Source organism: Duganella kummerowiae (genome assembly GCF_053572355.1).
In genome coordinates, this window is the sequence record NZ_JBKFEH010000025.1 from 46,113 (window position 1) to 61,579 (window position 15,467).

At 66.1% G+C, this 15,467-nt stretch carries 9 protein-coding genes; 6 read left to right on the plus strand and 3 right to left on the minus strand.

All coding sequences use genetic code 11. The annotated features are described in order from the left end of the window. The 3 genes from ACLB1G_RS26870 to ACLB1G_RS26880 all read left to right on the plus strand — a co-directional run bounded on the left by ACLB1G_RS26870 (position 1) and on the right by ACLB1G_RS26880 (position 3,928). Positions 1-513 (plus strand): GNAT family N-acetyltransferase, encoded by a 513-nt coding sequence (locus tag ACLB1G_RS26870; RefSeq protein WP_491630341.1) that lies wholly within the window; start codon positions 1-3, stop codon positions 511-513. A gap of 126 nt (positions 514-639) precedes the next feature. Further along, a complete protein-coding gene (locus ACLB1G_RS26875) occupies positions 640-2,262 on the plus strand; it encodes a methyl-accepting chemotaxis protein (RefSeq protein WP_491630342.1) in 1,623 nt (540 codons plus the stop codon). A gap of 184 nt (positions 2,263-2,446) precedes the next feature. Next, on the plus strand, positions 2,447-3,928 hold the full coding sequence (locus ACLB1G_RS26880) for a putative bifunctional diguanylate cyclase/phosphodiesterase (protein WP_491630343.1): 1,482 nt from the start codon (positions 2,447-2,449) through the stop codon (positions 3,926-3,928). 30 nt (positions 3,929-3,958) lie between these two features. On the opposite strand, the gene ACLB1G_RS26885 is transcribed toward ACLB1G_RS26880, so the two are convergent. Then, positions 3,959-6,577 carry an MGH1-like glycoside hydrolase domain-containing protein gene (locus ACLB1G_RS26885; protein ID WP_491630344.1) on the minus strand — a complete coding sequence of 873 codons (2,619 nt, stop codon included), beginning with the start codon at positions 6,575-6,577 and terminating at the stop codon, positions 3,959-3,961. After that, positions 6,574-8,415, minus strand: a complete 1,842-nt coding sequence (locus ACLB1G_RS26890; RefSeq protein ID WP_491630345.1) for a glycoside hydrolase family 13 protein — start codon at positions 8,413-8,415, stop codon at positions 6,574-6,576. The genes ACLB1G_RS26885 and ACLB1G_RS26890 overlap by 4 nt, the downstream gene beginning before the upstream one ends. Positions 8,416-8,922: 507 nt before the next feature. On the opposite strand from ACLB1G_RS26890, the gene ACLB1G_RS26895 reads away from it, so the two are divergent. The 3 genes from ACLB1G_RS26895 (at position 8,923) to ACLB1G_RS26905 (ending at position 13,569) form a co-directional block, all read left to right on the plus strand. Beyond that, positions 8,923-11,706 (plus strand): TonB-dependent receptor, encoded by a 2,784-nt coding sequence (locus ACLB1G_RS26895; RefSeq protein WP_491630346.1) that lies wholly within the window; start codon positions 8,923-8,925, stop codon positions 11,704-11,706. Positions 11,707-11,986: 280 nt separating this feature from the next. Next, entirely contained in the window at positions 11,987-13,273 is a 1,287-nt protein-coding gene (locus ACLB1G_RS26900) for a type II toxin-antitoxin system HipA family toxin (protein WP_491630347.1), read from the plus strand. Then, positions 13,273-13,569, plus strand: coding sequence for a helix-turn-helix domain-containing protein (locus ACLB1G_RS26905; protein ID WP_491630348.1), 297 nt, complete (start codon positions 13,273-13,275; stop codon positions 13,567-13,569). Before ACLB1G_RS26900 ends, ACLB1G_RS26905 begins: the two co-directional genes overlap by 1 nt. A 22-nt stretch (positions 13,570-13,591) precedes the next feature. Here ACLB1G_RS26905 and ACLB1G_RS26910 read toward each other — a convergent pair whose 3' ends face one another. Next, a complete protein-coding gene (locus tag ACLB1G_RS26910) occupies positions 13,592-15,412 on the minus strand; it encodes a M2 family metallopeptidase (protein ID WP_491630349.1) in 1,821 nt (606 codons plus the stop codon). Between the last annotated feature and the right edge of the window lie 55 nt (positions 15,413-15,467).

Sequence of the window (15,467 nt, forward strand, 5' to 3'; positions counted from 1 at the left end):
ATGCTGATACTGGAAACCGAACGCCTGCGCCTGCGCACCATGGAGCCGGAAGACGCGGCCTTCTACCTGGAGCTGGTCAACGACCCGACCTGGATCGCCGGCATAGGCGACAAGGGCCTGCATACGGTGGAGGCGGCGCGTGCAGCCATCCTGGACGGACCATGCGCCATGCAGCGCGAGCGCGGCCACTCGCTGTACGTGGTGGAACGCCGCGCGGATGGCGCGCTGCTGGGCCTGTGCGGCCTGATCAAGCGTGACGCCCTGCCGGACGTGGACATCGGCTATGCCCTGCGGCCCGCCTACTGGGGCCAGGGCTATGCCCAGGAAGCCGGCGCCGCCGTGCTGGGCCTGGCCCGCGATGGCTTGAAGCTGCCGCGCGTGCTGGCCATCACCAAGCCCTCCAACACCGTCTCCGGCAGGTTGCTGGAAAAGCTGGGCCTGTCCTGTACCGGCACCATCTCCATGCCGCCGGACGGCCGCGAAACCCGGCTGTACCGCATAGACTTCCCCTGACTGTTGTAGCGGCGGCGTGATTGCACGCCATTTCCCCTGCCACGGTGGCTATTTGCGCCGTGGCGCGGCATGATGATCGGTGAGCAGCTTTCGTTGTCCATCCGAACCATGGCGAGGGGGAACATTGTGAAATTGGCTAATCTCAAGATAGGCGTGCGCCTGGCGCTGCTGGGCGCCTTCTTTTTTCTGGCCTTGATGGTGGTCGGGCTGGGCGGCTGGCGCGGGCTGGACGCCAGCAATATCCGCAGCGCCCAGGCCCTGCAGCGTTCCGTGGCCTTGAGCGAGGCCATCGATACGGCGCGCAGCGCCCAGGTGGAGTTCAAGATCCAGGTCCAGGAGTGGAAGAACACCCTGCTGCGCGGGAATGACAGGGAGCAGTTCGAGCGCTACAGCAAGGCTTTCGTCAAGAGCGGCGAATCCACCCATGCCCAGCTGGAAAAGCTGGGGCGGCTGATGGCCGGGCTGCAGCTGGAGTCGCCGCTGGTGCAGGAGGCGCTGCGCACCCACGCCGAGCTGGGCCAGCGCTACCTGGCCGCGCTGCAACAATACGAACCCGCCAACCCGGACAGCGCCCACCTGGTGGACGCCCTGGTCAAGGGCGTGGACCGCGAGCCTACCCGGAAAATCGATGACATCGTGGACTACATCGGTGGCCAGTCCAGGCGCCTGATGCAGGACATGCAGGCGGAAAGCGAGCGCGCGCACCGCGCCACCGTGGCGGCCATGGCGGCCACCGTGCTGGTGACGCTGGTGGTGGGCTGCGTCACCGTGACCTGGCTGATACGCAGCATCACGCGGCCGCTGCATGCCGCCGTGGACGTGGCCCAGACCGTGGCCGCTGGCGACCTGCGCAGCGAAGTGCGGGTGGACAGCCGCGACGAGATCGGCGTGCTGCTGGGCGCCCTCAGGCAGATGCAGCATAACCTGGCCGGCATCGTCAGCCAGGTGCGGCAGGGGACCGAGGCCATCCATACCGCCTCGTGCGAGATCGCCACCGGCAATATGGACTTGTCCAACCGCACCGAGCAGCAGGCCGGTTCGCTGGAGGAGACCGCCGCCTCCATGGTGCAGCTGACCACTACCGTCAAGCAGAACAACGAGAACGCCAGCCAGGCCGCGCAGCTGGCCGATGCGGCTTCCTCGGTGGCGCAGCGCGGCGGGCAGGCGGTGCAGGAGATGGTGCGCACCATGGGCGACATCAATGCATCGTCGCGCAAGATCGTCGACATCATCGGTGTGATCGACGGGATCGCCTTCCAGACCAATATCCTGGCGTTGAACGCGGCGGTGGAGGCGGCCCGGGCCGGGGAGCAGGGGCGCGGTTTCGCCGTGGTGGCTTCCGAGGTGCGCAACCTGGCCCAGCGCTCGGCCTCGGCGGCGCGAGAAATCAAGCAGCTGATCGGCGATTCCGTGGGCCGGGTCGAGGATGGCAGCCGGCTGGTGGGCCAGGCCGGCGCAACCATGGGCGAGGTGGTGGCCAGCGTGCAGCGCGTCACCGCCATCATTGCCGAGATTGCCGTGGCCAGCGGCGAACAGCGCGACGGCATCGAGCAGATCAGTACCGCCATCAGCCACATGGATGGGGTGACCCAGCAGAACGCGGCCCTGGTGGAGCAGGCCGCGGCGGCGGCTGATTCGCTGGAGCGCCAGGCCGCCAGCCTGCAGCAGGCGGTCAGCGTGTTCAAGCTGCACGGCGACCAGGCCCGCCCGGCCGCGCCATCGGGCCGGCGCCCGCTGCTGGCTGGCTGAGCCGCTCGGGACCGCCGGGCGCCCACGTGCCCGGACCGGCCGGTAATCAGACTGTTGCGCCGCTGCCGCCGTGGTTTGATGCGGCGCAAACCATGGCCGATTGGCTGCTTGCCGCCGCGTCCGCTCGCCTATCATTGCCTTTCCGCCACGAACAGGCCGCCGTGCCCACGGAAGGAAGGGAAGCATGAATACCACGCTGCTTGCCGTATCCACATTTGCGGGCGTGCTGACGCTGCTGCTGGCTGTCAGCGCCCAGCGCGCCGTGCAATGGCGTTCGCGCTGCCATGCGCTGGAATCGGCCCTGGAGCAGGGCCGCGACGCCGAATCGCGGCTGGAATTCATCGCCCACCATGACGCCCTGACCGGGTTGCCTAACCGGGTCCAGCTGCAGATCCAGCTGCAGCACGGCATGGCCTATGCGCGCCGCCACGCCAGCCAGATGGCGGTGCTGTTCATCGATATCGACCGCTTCAAGGAAATCAACGACACCCTGGGCCACGACGCCGGCGACCAGCTGCTGGTGCAGTTCGCGCGCCGCCTGCAGCAGAGCGTGCGCCAGGTGGACACCGTGGCGCGCCAGGGGGGCGACGAATTCATCGTGCTGCTGTCCGAGCTGCGCACGGCGGCCGACGCGGCCCGCGTGGCGGACAAGATCGTGGCCGCCATGGCGGTGCCGTTCAGCATAGGCGAGGCCACGCTGACGGTGGCGGCCAGCGTCGGCATCGCCGTCTACCCGGACGATGACAAGGACCTGGACGCGCTGATCGACAAGGCCGACCTGGCCATGTACGCGGCCAAGCAGCGCGGCAGCGGGGCGCAGCGCTTCACGCCCAGCATGCAGGCCAGGGCCTATACGCGGGTGGTGCTGGAGACGGCCCTCAAGCACGCCCTGGAGCACAATGAATTCACGCTGTTGTACCAGCCCCGGCTGGATCTTGCTGAACGCCGCGTGTGCGGGGTCAAGGTGCTGCTGCGCTGGCAGCATCCCGAGCTGGGGCAGGTGCTGCCGGCCGACTTCATGCCGGTGCTGGAGAACAGCGCCCTGGTGCTGCCGGTGGGCGCCTGGGTGCTGTCCACGGTGGCCGAGCAGGCCAGGCGCTGGCTGGAGCAGGGCCACGCCGTGACGGTGTCGCTGACCTTGTCGCCGCGCCAGTTCTACAAGAAGGATATCGCCCAATACTTCGCCGCCATCCTCAAGGAAGCCGGGCTGCCGGGCCGCTGTATCGAACTGGATGTGGCCGAGAGCATCCTGATCGACAAGAACCAGGACTGCGCAGCCATCCTGCGCCAGTTCCGCCAGCTGGGCATGCGCATCACCATCAGCGGCTTCGGCACCGGCTACGCTTCGCTCAATTACCTGCGCCGCTTCCCGGTGGACCAGGTACGGCTGGACAAATGCTTCGTGGACGAGTTGCGGCGCGGCGCCCAGGGCGAGGGCGGGGCGGACGGCGGTTCCATGGTGCGCGCCATCATCGCCATGGCCCATACCCTGAACATGAAGGTGATTGCCGGCGGCGTGGAAAACGAGGAGCAGCTGGATCAGCTGCGGGCGCTGGGCTGCGACCAGGCCTATGGCTACACCCTGGGGCCGCCGGTGGCGGCGGCCGAGGTGGAGCGCCTGCTGGCGGGCCGCTGGCGCCAGTACGAGATGGCGCCGGCGGCCTAGCAGCCGCCTGGCGTGCGACCGGAAGCCGCTTCAGGGCCCCGCTGGCGCCGCGCCCACTGCCTTTACTGGCGGCGCTGGCAGGATGCGTATGCCATACAAGTCGGCCCGGTTGGACGGGCCGCGCACCCCGCCCGCGTCCGCGTAGCTGCCGTTACTCTGCAAATAGCTCATGTTGTAGAAGTCGCCCAGGCGCAGCGTGTAGCTGCCGGCCTTGAGCATGGCGGACAGCGGCGTCGAATACGCCGGCGCGCCATCGGCCTTCGAGTGCGGCAGCTGCACCACGCCTTGCGCCACCACGGTCCCTTGCTGGTCCAGCAGCGCCGCCCATTTCACCGCGCCCGTGATGCCCAGGTTGACCTGGTGCGCAGTGTTGCGGTACTTGAACTGGATGCGGTAGGCGCCGTCGCGCGCAATGGCGATGTTTTCCCGGGTGTAGACATCGGCCGGCGCGCCCCAGTCCCGCAGCGGTCCGTTGGCCGCCGGTCCGCCGGCCGCCGGTTCGCCGGCCGCCGGTTCGCCGGCCGCCGCGAGCTGCAACCCCGGGTCCAGGCAGGCTGGCGCGCTGTGGTGGCTGCGGTTGCCCGAATCGCGGTACACGGCTTCCACCGCGTAGCAAACGCCGTTGCCGCGCCGGTCGGACCAGGCGCCGCTGGTGATGCGCTGCGCCGCCAGCACGCCGTCGCGGTAGATGTTGTAGTAGATGTCCTTGCCGCCACCCTCCATGCGCAGCGTGGGCAGGCCGTAGGCGCCGCGTTTCAATTGCGTGATGCGCGGCTCGCGCGGGGCGTAGACGCCGCTGCCTTCCTGCAGCGGCCTGGCCTGCACGCTGCGCTTTTCCTGCAGGCCGGGCAGCAGCCGGCCGAGCCGGATCTCGATCACGTTGTCCTCGCCCAGCGCGTCCCAGGCGATATCGGCGCCGGCGGGCTTGCCGTTCAGGGTGATGCCTTCCACCGCGTAGTAGCCGTCCCTGGGATTTGCCACGGGCAGCTGTACCCGCACGGCGACCTGCTTGCCGCGCAGGCGCAGCTGGCGCAGTTCGATCCGGCCGCTGCCGGCAAAGGCCGTGCGCCGCAGCCTGGCCGTGATGAAGGGTTGCAGGCGCAGGCCGCTGCCGGTGGTGGAGACGCCGAACACCTGGCCCACCACCATGCCGAGGTAGCCGCCCACCGACCACAGCTGGCGGCGCGAATTGACCACCGGCCCGCTCAACTCGCCGTCGCGCAGCAAGGGCTGGCCACTCAGCCATTCCAGGTTTTCCATGTTGGACAGGCTGGTGGCGGCGCTGCGCATCAGGGTATCGTAGGCGGCGTCGGCCACGCTCACATTGGCGGCCAGCGCCGCCGCCTTGAGCCCGTAGGCCGTGACAAAGGGCCAGATGGCGCGGTTGTGGTAGATGGCCACGCCGCTTTGCTGCGGATAGATCACGGGCGCGCCCAGCGGGCCGTGCGGATAGCGCGCCAGGATGCTGCGCGCGCGACGCTGGTCCGCCACGCCGGTGACGATGGCCAGCGACTGTCCCAGCCAGTCGAACTTGTGCAGCGGCGCGCCATCGAAGTGGCCGGCCGTGAGGCTGCTGTACATGCCCTCGTCGTCCAGCCACAAACGGGTGTTGATGGCTTGCTTGAGCCGGGCGGCCCAGGCGGCGTACTTGTCCGCCAGCGCGGCCTGGCCCTGTTCGCGCGCCAGCTGTGCGGCCAGGGTCAGCGCCTTGTAGTGCGCCACGTTGGTGGACAGCGCCCTGGAACTGGCCATGCTGGCCAGGTCGTCCGCTATCCAGGCCGCGTAGCTTTGCTCGCGCCAGTCGAGGAAGGACTGTTCGCCGTTATACAAGCCGGTGGCGGCGTCGTAGGCGGCCAGCCTGTCGTTCTCTATGGTGTTGGACAGCGCCCGCAGCGCCACCGGGGCAAAGGCCGCGCGCTGCGCCGGCGCCAGCGCCTTGAGCGCCTCGTCGGCGCCGAAGGCCCAGCTGACGCGGTCGGTGCTGACCGGCCAGCTGCCGCCGCTGCCGGTGTCCTGGATGATTTGCAGGCCGTCCTTGCTGCCGGCCGCCTGGGCGCCGGGCGTGACGCCGTCGCGCCAGCCGGACAGCTTGAACAGCAGTGAATTGCGCACCCGCTCCGGGTCCAGCATGGCCAGGCCCAGCGAGGCCGCGTAGGACAGGTCGCGGGTCCAGACGTAGTGCCACAGCTCGCCCGTCTCGAAGCAGTCGCAGGGGATGGCCTGGCCGCCGTTGTAGCTGCCGTCGCGGATCTCGGATACGGCGTCCTGCCGCATCTCGCTGGCGGCCAGCGCGAACAGGGCGTCGAACGCCAGGCTGCCGCTGCGCACCAGCGGCAGGCCGGCCGCCTCGGCATAGGCAACCTGCTGGCTGGCGCCCTCCCGCATGGGCATGTCGCTGGCCTGGGTGTAGCTGCGCAGCGGGGCGTCCGCCTCCGGCGTGGCGTAGCGCACCGTAACGGGCTTGCCGTCCCAGGCCGGATACACGGTGCTGGAGGAGGCCGGCGCCGCCTGCAGGGCTGGCATCCATAATGCCCCCAGCGCGGCGGTCATGGCGGCCATGTTGGTCCTGGCGTGCGGGCGCGCGCTGGCGGTTGCAGCGCCGCGGGAGACCGGCCGGCGGGCGGTGATGCCGAGCATGCTAGGCCTCATGGCTGCACCTCCAGGATCAGGGCCGAGCGCGGCGGCAGTGTCAGTTCGCCGTCCAGGGCATAGCGCCGGCCGGTGGCCACGTCCACCCCGGCGCGGGCGCCGCGCAGGCGTTCCTGGAAGCGCGCGGTCTGTAGGGTGGTGGGCTTGTCGTTCTTGTTCAGTGCGACCATGATGTTCTGCCTGTCGTTGTAGCGGAAGTAGATATAGGTGTTCTGCTCCGGGCCGAAGTGGGTCATCTTGCCGCTGTGGATGGCGCTGGCGCCCTTGCGCCAGTTGAGCAGCTTTTTCAGGTAGGCCTGGGCCTCGCGCTGCGGCGCGCCCAATCCCTCGCCGGTGAATGCGTTGACCTGGTCGCCGGCCCAGCCGCCGGGGAAGTCGCGGCGGTAGGACGCGTCGTCGCGCGGGCCGGTGGAGCTGGTCATGAGGATTTCGCTGCCGGCGTAGAACTGCGGGATGCGCGGCGCGGTGAGCACGAAGGCGGCCGCCATGCGGAACAGGTCCGCGTCGCCATTCAATTCGCTGTAAATGCGCGACAGGTCATGGTTACCCTCGAACAGCACCAGGTTGGCGGCGTTTGGATACAAATAATCCTGGGACAGCGCCTCGTACAGGTTGTTCAGGCCCACCTCGTCGCCGTCGGCGGATTTGAGCGCGCGGCGCAGCGTGTCGGCCAGCGGAAAGTCCATCATGCTGGGCATGTGCGAGACATAGCCGTCGAAATTGCGCTTGCCGGCCTGCCAGTGCGCCACCACCGGGATCAGCGGACTCCATTCTTCGCCCACCAGGTTCAGGCGCGGATATTCGGCCATCACGGCGCCCGACCAGCGCGTGAGGAAACCCGGTTCGGAATAGCTGTAGGTATCGACCCGCAGGCCGGATAGCCCGGCGTACTCTATCCACCAGATGCTGTTCTGGATCAGGTAGGTGGCCAGCAGCGCATTGGCCTGGTTCAGGTCCGGCATGCCGCGTGCGAACCAGCCTTCGGTCTGGTTGCTGCGGTCGGCGGCCGAGGCGTAGGGGTCCTGCAGCGCCACCCGGTGGTGTTCGGTCGGCACGAACTTGCCGCCGTAGGTGAGCCAGTCCGGCGTGGGCAGGTCGCGCATCCACCAGTGGCCGGACCCGATGTGGTTCAGCACCACATCCTGGATCACGCCCAGGCCCTGGGCGCGGGCCTGGGCCACGAAGCGGCGGTAGCCCTCGTTGCTGCCGTAGCGCGGGTCGATGCGGTAATGGTCGGTTGCCGCGTAGCCGTGGTAGGAGAAGCCGGGCGAGTTCGATTCCAGCAGCGGCGTGGGCCAGATCTGGGTGTAGCCCATGTCGTGCATATAGTCCAGGTGCCCGGCCATGCCCTGCAGGTCGCCGCCATGGCGGCCGGAGCCATCGTCACGGTTGGCCTGCTCCAGCATGCCCGGCGCGTTGTCGTTGGAAGGATCGCCGTTGGCGTAGCGGTCCGGCATCAGCTCATAGATGACATCCTTGTCCCCAAAGCCCTGGCGCAGCGCCGAACCGGGCGCGCGCGCCTGCAGCCGGTATGGGTGGCGCAGCACCGCCTTGCCCTGGCCCTGCAGGCGCAGCTCCAGCTGGCCCGGCCGGGCGGCGGCGCCTATGTCCAGGGTGATGAACAGGTAGTTGGGGTTGGCGACGCGCTGCACGGCGGTGATGCGTACGCCCGGATAGTCCAGCGCCGGCTCCAGCATCCCCACATCCTTGCCATGCACCATCAGCTGCAGCGCCGGGTTGTGCATCCCGGTCCACCAGCTGGGCGGCTCGATGCGGTCGATGTCCTGGGCGGCGGCGGAACACGCGGCGCAGAGCGCCGCAAGCAGGGCAAGTTTCATTGTTGGTCTCCTGGTAGTCGTACTACAGATTCCTTGTGGGCGGCTGGATGGGCGAATGGCGCAGAGAATACTATGAAAACTGCGGCTTGCGGGTCGGATGAAACGATATTGATCTAGTCAAAATACAGCATTGCGCGCGCTAGCATGGTTGAAGTGTTGCGGTGGCGCAAAAACCCGGCTTCCCTGCTGCCTATTTCGCGTGCAGAATGTTTTTCATTTCAAATTTGGCGGCTTATGGTAGTCAATATGTAGTTCCACTACACCACCTGGACGTGTCTGCTGTAGCCGAAATACAACGCGCCCGCGATATCTGTACTGTGAGCCCATCTGGAGCGACCTATGGTTGCGTAACTGGATAGAAGTTTAATTGACACCAAATCTAGTTTTAGTACAAAATTCTCTCCTAGAACGTCTGTTAGAACGTTTGCAATCCAGGATCCCGTGTAGTCAAAAACGCCCATGTGTGGCTCGCGACGGGAATGTGTTTAGATGAATAGGGGACAATTGATGAAAAAATCCGCCATCCAGCGCGGCGCCATCCAGCGCGGCGCCGTCCAGGCGCGCACCAGCGTAGCCTTCAAACTGAGCCCGGTCGCTGCAGGCTGCGCCGTATTGCTGTCGGCCATGGCCGTCCCGGCGTTTGCACAAGACTCGTCCGCCACTCCGGCCGCGGACCAGCCCATCCAGAGCGTGAAGGTGACCGGTATCCGCCGCGGTATCGAGGACGCCATCTCCGTCAAGAAAGACGCCAGCTCCATCGTGGAAGCGATCTCGGCTGAAGACATCGGCAAGCTGCCCGACGTGTCCATCGCCGAGTCGATCTCGCGCTTGCCCGGCCTGGCCGCCCAGCGCGTGGCCGGCCGCGCCCAGGTGATTTCCGTGCGCGGCCTGTCGCCCGACTTTGCCACCACCCTGCTGAACGGCCGCGAGCAAGTCTCGACCGGCGACAACCGCAGCGTGGAATTCGACCAGTACCCGTCCGAGCTGATGGCCGGCGTGACTGTGTACAAAACCCCGGACGCCGGCCTGGTCGGCCAGGGCCTGTCCGGCACCATCGACATGCAGACCGTGCGCCCGCTGAACTTCAGCGGCCGTACCGTGGCGCTGAATGCCCGCGGCGAGAAGAACTCGATCGGCAAGATTGCCAATTCCAAGGATACCGGCAACCGTTTCAGCGTCAGCTACATCGACCAGTTCGCCAACCGCACGATCGGTATCGCGCTCGGCTACGCGCATCTGGAAACCCCCATCCTGTCGAATGAAACCGGCCTGTACGAGCCATGGAAGCGCGACACCCGTTCCGGCCTGACCGCCGGCACCTTCGCCACCGACGGCGCCAAGGCCGTGGCCCGCAGCGGCCGCAATGAACGCGACGGCCTGATGGGCGTGCTGCAATACCGTCCCAACAAGCAGTGGACCAGCATCATCGACGTCTACGCCTCGCGCTTCAAGAGCGAAGACACGGCCAACCAGCTGGAAGTGGGCCTGGGTAACTACAACGGCGGCTACACCCCCGGCCTGAACTACACCGGCACCAGCATCGTCAACGGCACCCTGGCCAGCGGCACCGCCACCGGCGTCTACCCCCTGGTGCGCGGCATGTACAACCACCGCCAGGACGACATCCGCGCGGCCGGCTGGAACAATGAATGGAAACTGGACGGCTGGTCGCTGGTGGCCGACGCCAGCTACTCGAAAGCCAAGCGCGACGAGCTGAGCCTGGAAAACAACCTGCAGATCAGCAACGCGGCCGGCGATCCTTTCCTGGACTCCGTCAAGATGGTCTACGGTAACGGCGGCTTCACCCAGCTGACCCCGGGCCGCGACTACAGCGACGTGAGCAAGCTGTACGTGCGTAACACCATCTACGGTTCCGGCTATGGCAAAACCCCGCACGTGGAAGATGAGCTGAAGAGCTTCAAGCTGGCGGCCAACATCCGCACCAGCGGCGACCTGGAGAAGTATTTGTCCAGCTTTGACGTGGGCGCCAACTACAGCGACCGCAGCAAGGACAAGCACCAGCCTGAAGGCAATATCAACCTGAAGGGCGCTCCCACCACCATCTCGTCCGATCTGCTGTACAGTTCGGCCAACCTGGGCTTTGCCGGCGCCGGCACCATCCCGACCTGGAATGTGCCTGCCGTGGTGTCCAAGTACATGGTGTTCGCCCCGGTGGACAACCTGAGCTACCTGATCCCGAAAACCTGGACCGTGAACGAAAAGATCACTACCGCGTTTGCGAAGGCTAATATCGAGACCGAACTGAGCCCGGACGTCAGCTTGCGCGGTAATTTTGGCGTGCAGGTACAGCATACCGACCAGTCCTCGGATTCGCGCTATTGGAACTCCGCCAAAGTCGGCAACGAAGTCACGCCAGTGCATGACGGTAAAAAGTACACCGACGTGCTGCCCAGCATGAACCTGGCCTTCGGCCTGGACAACCAGCAGACCGTTCGCCTGGCGCTGGCCAAGCAGCTGGCCCGTCCGCGTGTCGACCAGATGCGTTCCGCGCTCGAAGTCGGCATCGATACCACCAAGCTGCAGCCTGGTGGCAGCGGCGGCAACGCCAAGCTGGACCCGTGGCGTGCCAAGGCGTTCGATATCTCGTATGAGAAATACTTCGACAAGAAGGCTTATTTTGCTGCGGCTGCTTTCTTCAAGAAGCTGGACACCTACATCTTTACGCAAACCCGTTCGTACGACTTTGCGAGCAGCTTCGACTCGAAAATGGTGTGCGCAGTGGGGTGCCCGCTGCAGACCACGGTCGGCAACTACACCGCGGCATACAACGGCAACGGTGGCATTCTGAGGGGAGTGGAGCTGTCGGGTTCGCTGCCGCTGAACATGCTGAGCAAGTCGCTGGATGGTTTTGGCGTCAGCGCCAGCACCACCTACACTGACAGCAAGATCACGATCCAGGACCCGAACAGCAACATCGGCAACAACATTCCCCTGCCGGGCCTGTCCAAGCGCGTGAGCAACCTGACCGCCTACTATGAGCGTGGCGGCTTCGAAAGCCGCATCAGCCAGCGCAAGCGTTCGGACTTCGTGGGCGAGATCGGCAACTTCTCCAACGACCGCACCCTGCGCTACGTGGTGGGCGAGAACGTGATCGACTTCCAGGTCTCGTACACCTTCAACGAAGGTCCGATGAAAGGCCTGGGCCTGCTGCTGCAGGTGAACAACCTGCGCAACGCCGCCTACGAAACCTACAACGGCGACCGCAACCAGCAGCTGGAATACCAGAAATACGGCCGCACCGTGCTGGCCGGCGTGAACTACAAGTTCTAAGCCGCCTCACCGCAGCCCGCAACAACCCCGGCAGCCACGCGCTGCCGGGGTTTTTTTATTCAGGCGCCAATTTGACTCGCCGCATATGGTCGGCGGACTCCTCCAGTTAAGTTCAGGATCTGCGTCGCGTGAAAGGCGCGCCGTGTTTCGGCGTATAGTCTGGTTCGGCGAGCGTTCACTGCCCGCGATATCAGGACACTGCGCGAGACCGCCGAATTGCACAGAAAAATATCATATCTATAGCTGTGTGTGGAAGTTTAGCTGATACTATTCTGTGCATATGCCTAATCATTGCACATTGCAGGTCTTCCTCGAGGGAGAGTGGCGCGATGCTGCTGGCTTGACCGTGGCCGGCGAGGAGCGGCGCGGGATCGCGGCGCAGACTTTCCTGAGCTATGGGGCCGACTATGCGCTGGCGTATTTCCAGCGCCGCGATGCCGCAGCGTTGTCGGTCAATCTTCCGGTCGATCTTGCGGTGAGCCATCCGCCGACCTGGCCGCCGTTCCTGATCGACCTGCTTCCACAAGGTTACGGGCGCAAGGAACTGCTGACCCAGCTGGGACGGGACGAGAATGCGGGGCCTGCCGCCGACTGGGCCCTGCTGTGCGCCGGCGCTGGCAATGCTGTCGGGAATATCCGTGTCAGGGAGGCGCACGACTGGGCAATGGCGCATACGCCGGGACCGGGACGCGGCTTCACCATGGAGGAGCTGGCGCAGCGCTCGGACGACTTCAGCGCATATCTGGCGCAGAACGGGCTGTTCCTGGCCGGTTCGTCCGGTATCCAGGGCGAATGGCCCAAGATCATGCTGACACGGGCGTGCGACGGCCTGTTCTATCTCGACCATGCGCTACCCGACGAGCAGGCCGACCAGCACTACATCGTGAAGTTCGGCCGTGGTCCCGACCTGGCGCTGGCCAACATCTTGCGCTGTGAGGCGCCGTACATGCAGCTGGCGCGCAAGCTTGGGCTGCGCGTGCACGGCGAGCTGCAGCTGCTGGGGCGCGCGCTGTTTGTTCCCCGCTTCGACCGCGAAGTCGTGGATGGACGCGTCCGGCGCCACGCGCAGGAAAGCGTGGCCTCGGTGTGCCAGCTGGCCCGGTTCGGCGAGGTGCCGACCCATAACCAGTTCCTGCGCAGGCTGGCGGACTGCGCCACCGACAAGCGCCAGGAAACCATCGAATACCTCAAGCGCGACATTGCCAATGTGGTGCTGGGTAACACCGATAACCACGCCCGCAACACTGCCATCCAGCGCCGCGAGGACGGTTACATCGGCCTGACGCCGCTGTTCGATTTCGCGCCCATGTTCTTGCATCCGGATGGCATCGCAAGGCGCATGCGCTGGGAGCGCGATGACGGCGGGGCGCCCAGGTGGGCCAGCGTGATCGAGCAGGCGGCGCCCCTGGCTGGCATGGCGGAGGCCGGCCTGCGTGCCGCGCTCAAGGAAATGATCGCGCCGCTATCGACGCTGATGAAGGATGCTGGCGCACTGGGGATAGGCGAGCTGCTGGAGCCCAGGCGCATCACGGTCGACAACAATCTGAACCAGCTGCGGATGCTCTGATGGACAAGCGCTATGCCACCCTCACTCCGATCGAACAAAACCGGCTGCGCCACGAGCTGATGCTACGCTTGGCCGCCGCCCCGGAACTGCCCATCCCGCAAGTGCTGCGCGAAATCCGCAAGACGCTGCGCTACACCATACCGGAGTATGCGCAACTGTGCGGTGTGTCGCCGCGCACCCTGCAGGATATCGAGCGCGGCGTGTCCAGTCCCACGCTGGACACCGTCGACAAGCTGCTGCGGCCCATGGGCATGCGGGCCGGCGCGGTGCAGGCGGTGCGGCCCGGGCCGGGATGAGGCCCCGGGCCGCGCCAGCGCCTTATTTCTTCTCGGCGGCCGCGAAGGCGGCGTTCTGCTGGTCCAGCCAGGTCTTGAGCGGCGCAAAGTATTCGAGCAGCGCATTGCCGTCTATCTTGTCCTCGCCCGAGATCGCTTTCAGCGCTTCCGGCCACGGCTTGCTGGTGCCCAGTTCCAGCATGGCCTGCAGCTTGGCGCCGGCCTTGGCGTTGCCGTAGATGGAGCAGCGGTGCAGCGGGCCGGTGTAGCCGGCTTCGCGGCACAGCGCGCGGTGGAACTGGAATTGCAGCATGTCGGCCAGGAAGTAGCGGGCGTAGGGCACGTCGGCCGCCACGTGGTACTTGGCGCCGGCGTCGAAGCCGCTGCTGTCCGCTGCGGCCGGACGCTTCACTCCCATGTACTGCTCGCGCAGCGCCCACCAGGCTTTGTCGTAATCGGCCGGCTTGGTCTTGCCGGCGTAGACGTCCCAGCGCCACTTGTCCACCGTGTAGGCAAACGGCAGGATGGCGACCTTGCTCAGGGCGCGTTCCAGCAACTGGCCGATGTCGGCGCCGGTTTCCGGTTCCTGGTCCATCAAGCCCACTTTCTTCAGGTAGTCCGGTGTGATCGACAGCGCGATGGTGTCGCCGATGGCTTCGTGGAAGCCGTCGTTGGCGCCGTTGTGGAACAGGATGGACGGCTGCTTGCTGTAGGCCAGGTCGTAATAAATGTGGCCCAGCTCATGGTGGATCACGGTGAAGTCCTCGGCGGTCGGCGTGATGCACATCTTGATGCGCACGTCATCCTTCTCGTCTATGGTCCAGGCCGACGCGTGGCACACCACGTCGCGGTCGCGCGGCTTGGTCAGCAGCGAGCGCTCCCAGAACGTGGCCGGCAGCTGGCGCATGCCGAGCGAGGTGTAGAAGCGCTCGGCGTACTGCGTCATCTGTTTGGCGTCGGTCTTGCGCTGCTCCAGCACCTTGGTCAGGTCGAAGTTGCTGGCGCCGCTGGCCGGTTTCAGGATGGGGTAGAGATTGTTCCAGGTCTGCGCCCACATATTGCCGAACAGGTGGGACGGTATCGGGCCGGTCAGCGGCACCACGTCCGGGCCGTAGGTCTGGCGCAGCTTGTAGCGGGTGTAGGTGTGCAGCGACTGGTACAGCGGCTGGACCTGCTGCCACAGGCGCTCCATCTCGGCCGCGAAGGCCTCGGGCGGCATGTCGTACAGCGAGCGCCACAAGGCGCCGGTGTCGGCATAGCCCATCTGCCTGGCGCCCTTGTTGGACAGTTCCACGTACTCGGCGTATTTCTGCTTGTACGAGGGCGATTGCGCGTGCCAGCCCAGCCACATCTCCTTGAGCTTGGGCTCGTCGCGCGAGTTGGCCAGCACCTTTTCCATCTCGCCCAGCGCCATGCAGGCGTCGGAGCCGTCGGATTTTTTCGTGCAGTACTTGGCCTTGCCGTAGGCGCCGTTCATGGCGGCCTGCAGCGAGGCGTATTGTTCGCGTTCCTTGGGATCGGCAAACACCAGCGACAGCTGCAGCAGCTTGAGCTTGCGGGCGTCCTCGGCGGACAGCTTCAGGCCGTTGTAGCGGCGCGCCTTGAGCGCCAGTTCGCCCGAGGTTTCCAGGTAGCGCTCGGCGAAGTAGGAGGCGATGGCTTCCGTGTCGTCGGTGATGAAGTTGGAACCGACCCAGCTGGCGCGGGCGTTCTCGACGCCCAGCTTGTACAAGCGCGTTTCGGCATCGGTGAGGAAGCGCTGCGCTTCGGCGGTGGTGGGCTTGGCGGCTGTGGCGGCCAGCGCCGGCAGGGTGGCGCTGATCAAGCCCGCCGCCAGCAGCGCATGCGTGGTTGTGGATGGCACTGGAGTTCTCCCGGGTGTTGTTGTCGGCGCTACATGATACCCGGGAGGCATGCTG

What these genes read in the sequence shown, in the direction of transcription:
- ACLB1G_RS26870 (WP_491630341.1), top strand. Translation starts at nt 1, where the DNA reads ATGCTGATACTGGAAACCGAACGCCTGCGCCTGCGCACCATGGAGCCG.
- ACLB1G_RS26880 (WP_491630343.1), top strand. Translation starts at nt 2,447, where the DNA reads ATGAATACCACGCTGCTTGCCGTATCCACATTTGCGGGCGTGCTGACG.
- ACLB1G_RS26885 (WP_491630344.1), bottom strand. Translation starts at nt 6,577, where the DNA reads ATGAGGCCTAGCATGCTCGGCATCACCGCCCGCCGGCCGGTCTCCCGC.
- ACLB1G_RS26890 (WP_491630345.1), bottom strand. Translation starts at nt 8,415, where the DNA reads ATGAAACTTGCCCTGCTTGCGGCGCTCTGCGCCGCGTGTTCCGCCGCC.
- ACLB1G_RS26895 (WP_491630346.1), top strand. Translation starts at nt 8,923, where the DNA reads ATGAAAAAATCCGCCATCCAGCGCGGCGCCATCCAGCGCGGCGCCGTC.
- ACLB1G_RS26900 (WP_491630347.1), top strand. Translation starts at nt 11,987, where the DNA reads ATGCCTAATCATTGCACATTGCAGGTCTTCCTCGAGGGAGAGTGGCGC.
- ACLB1G_RS26905 (WP_491630348.1), top strand. Translation starts at nt 13,273, where the DNA reads ATGGACAAGCGCTATGCCACCCTCACTCCGATCGAACAAAACCGGCTG.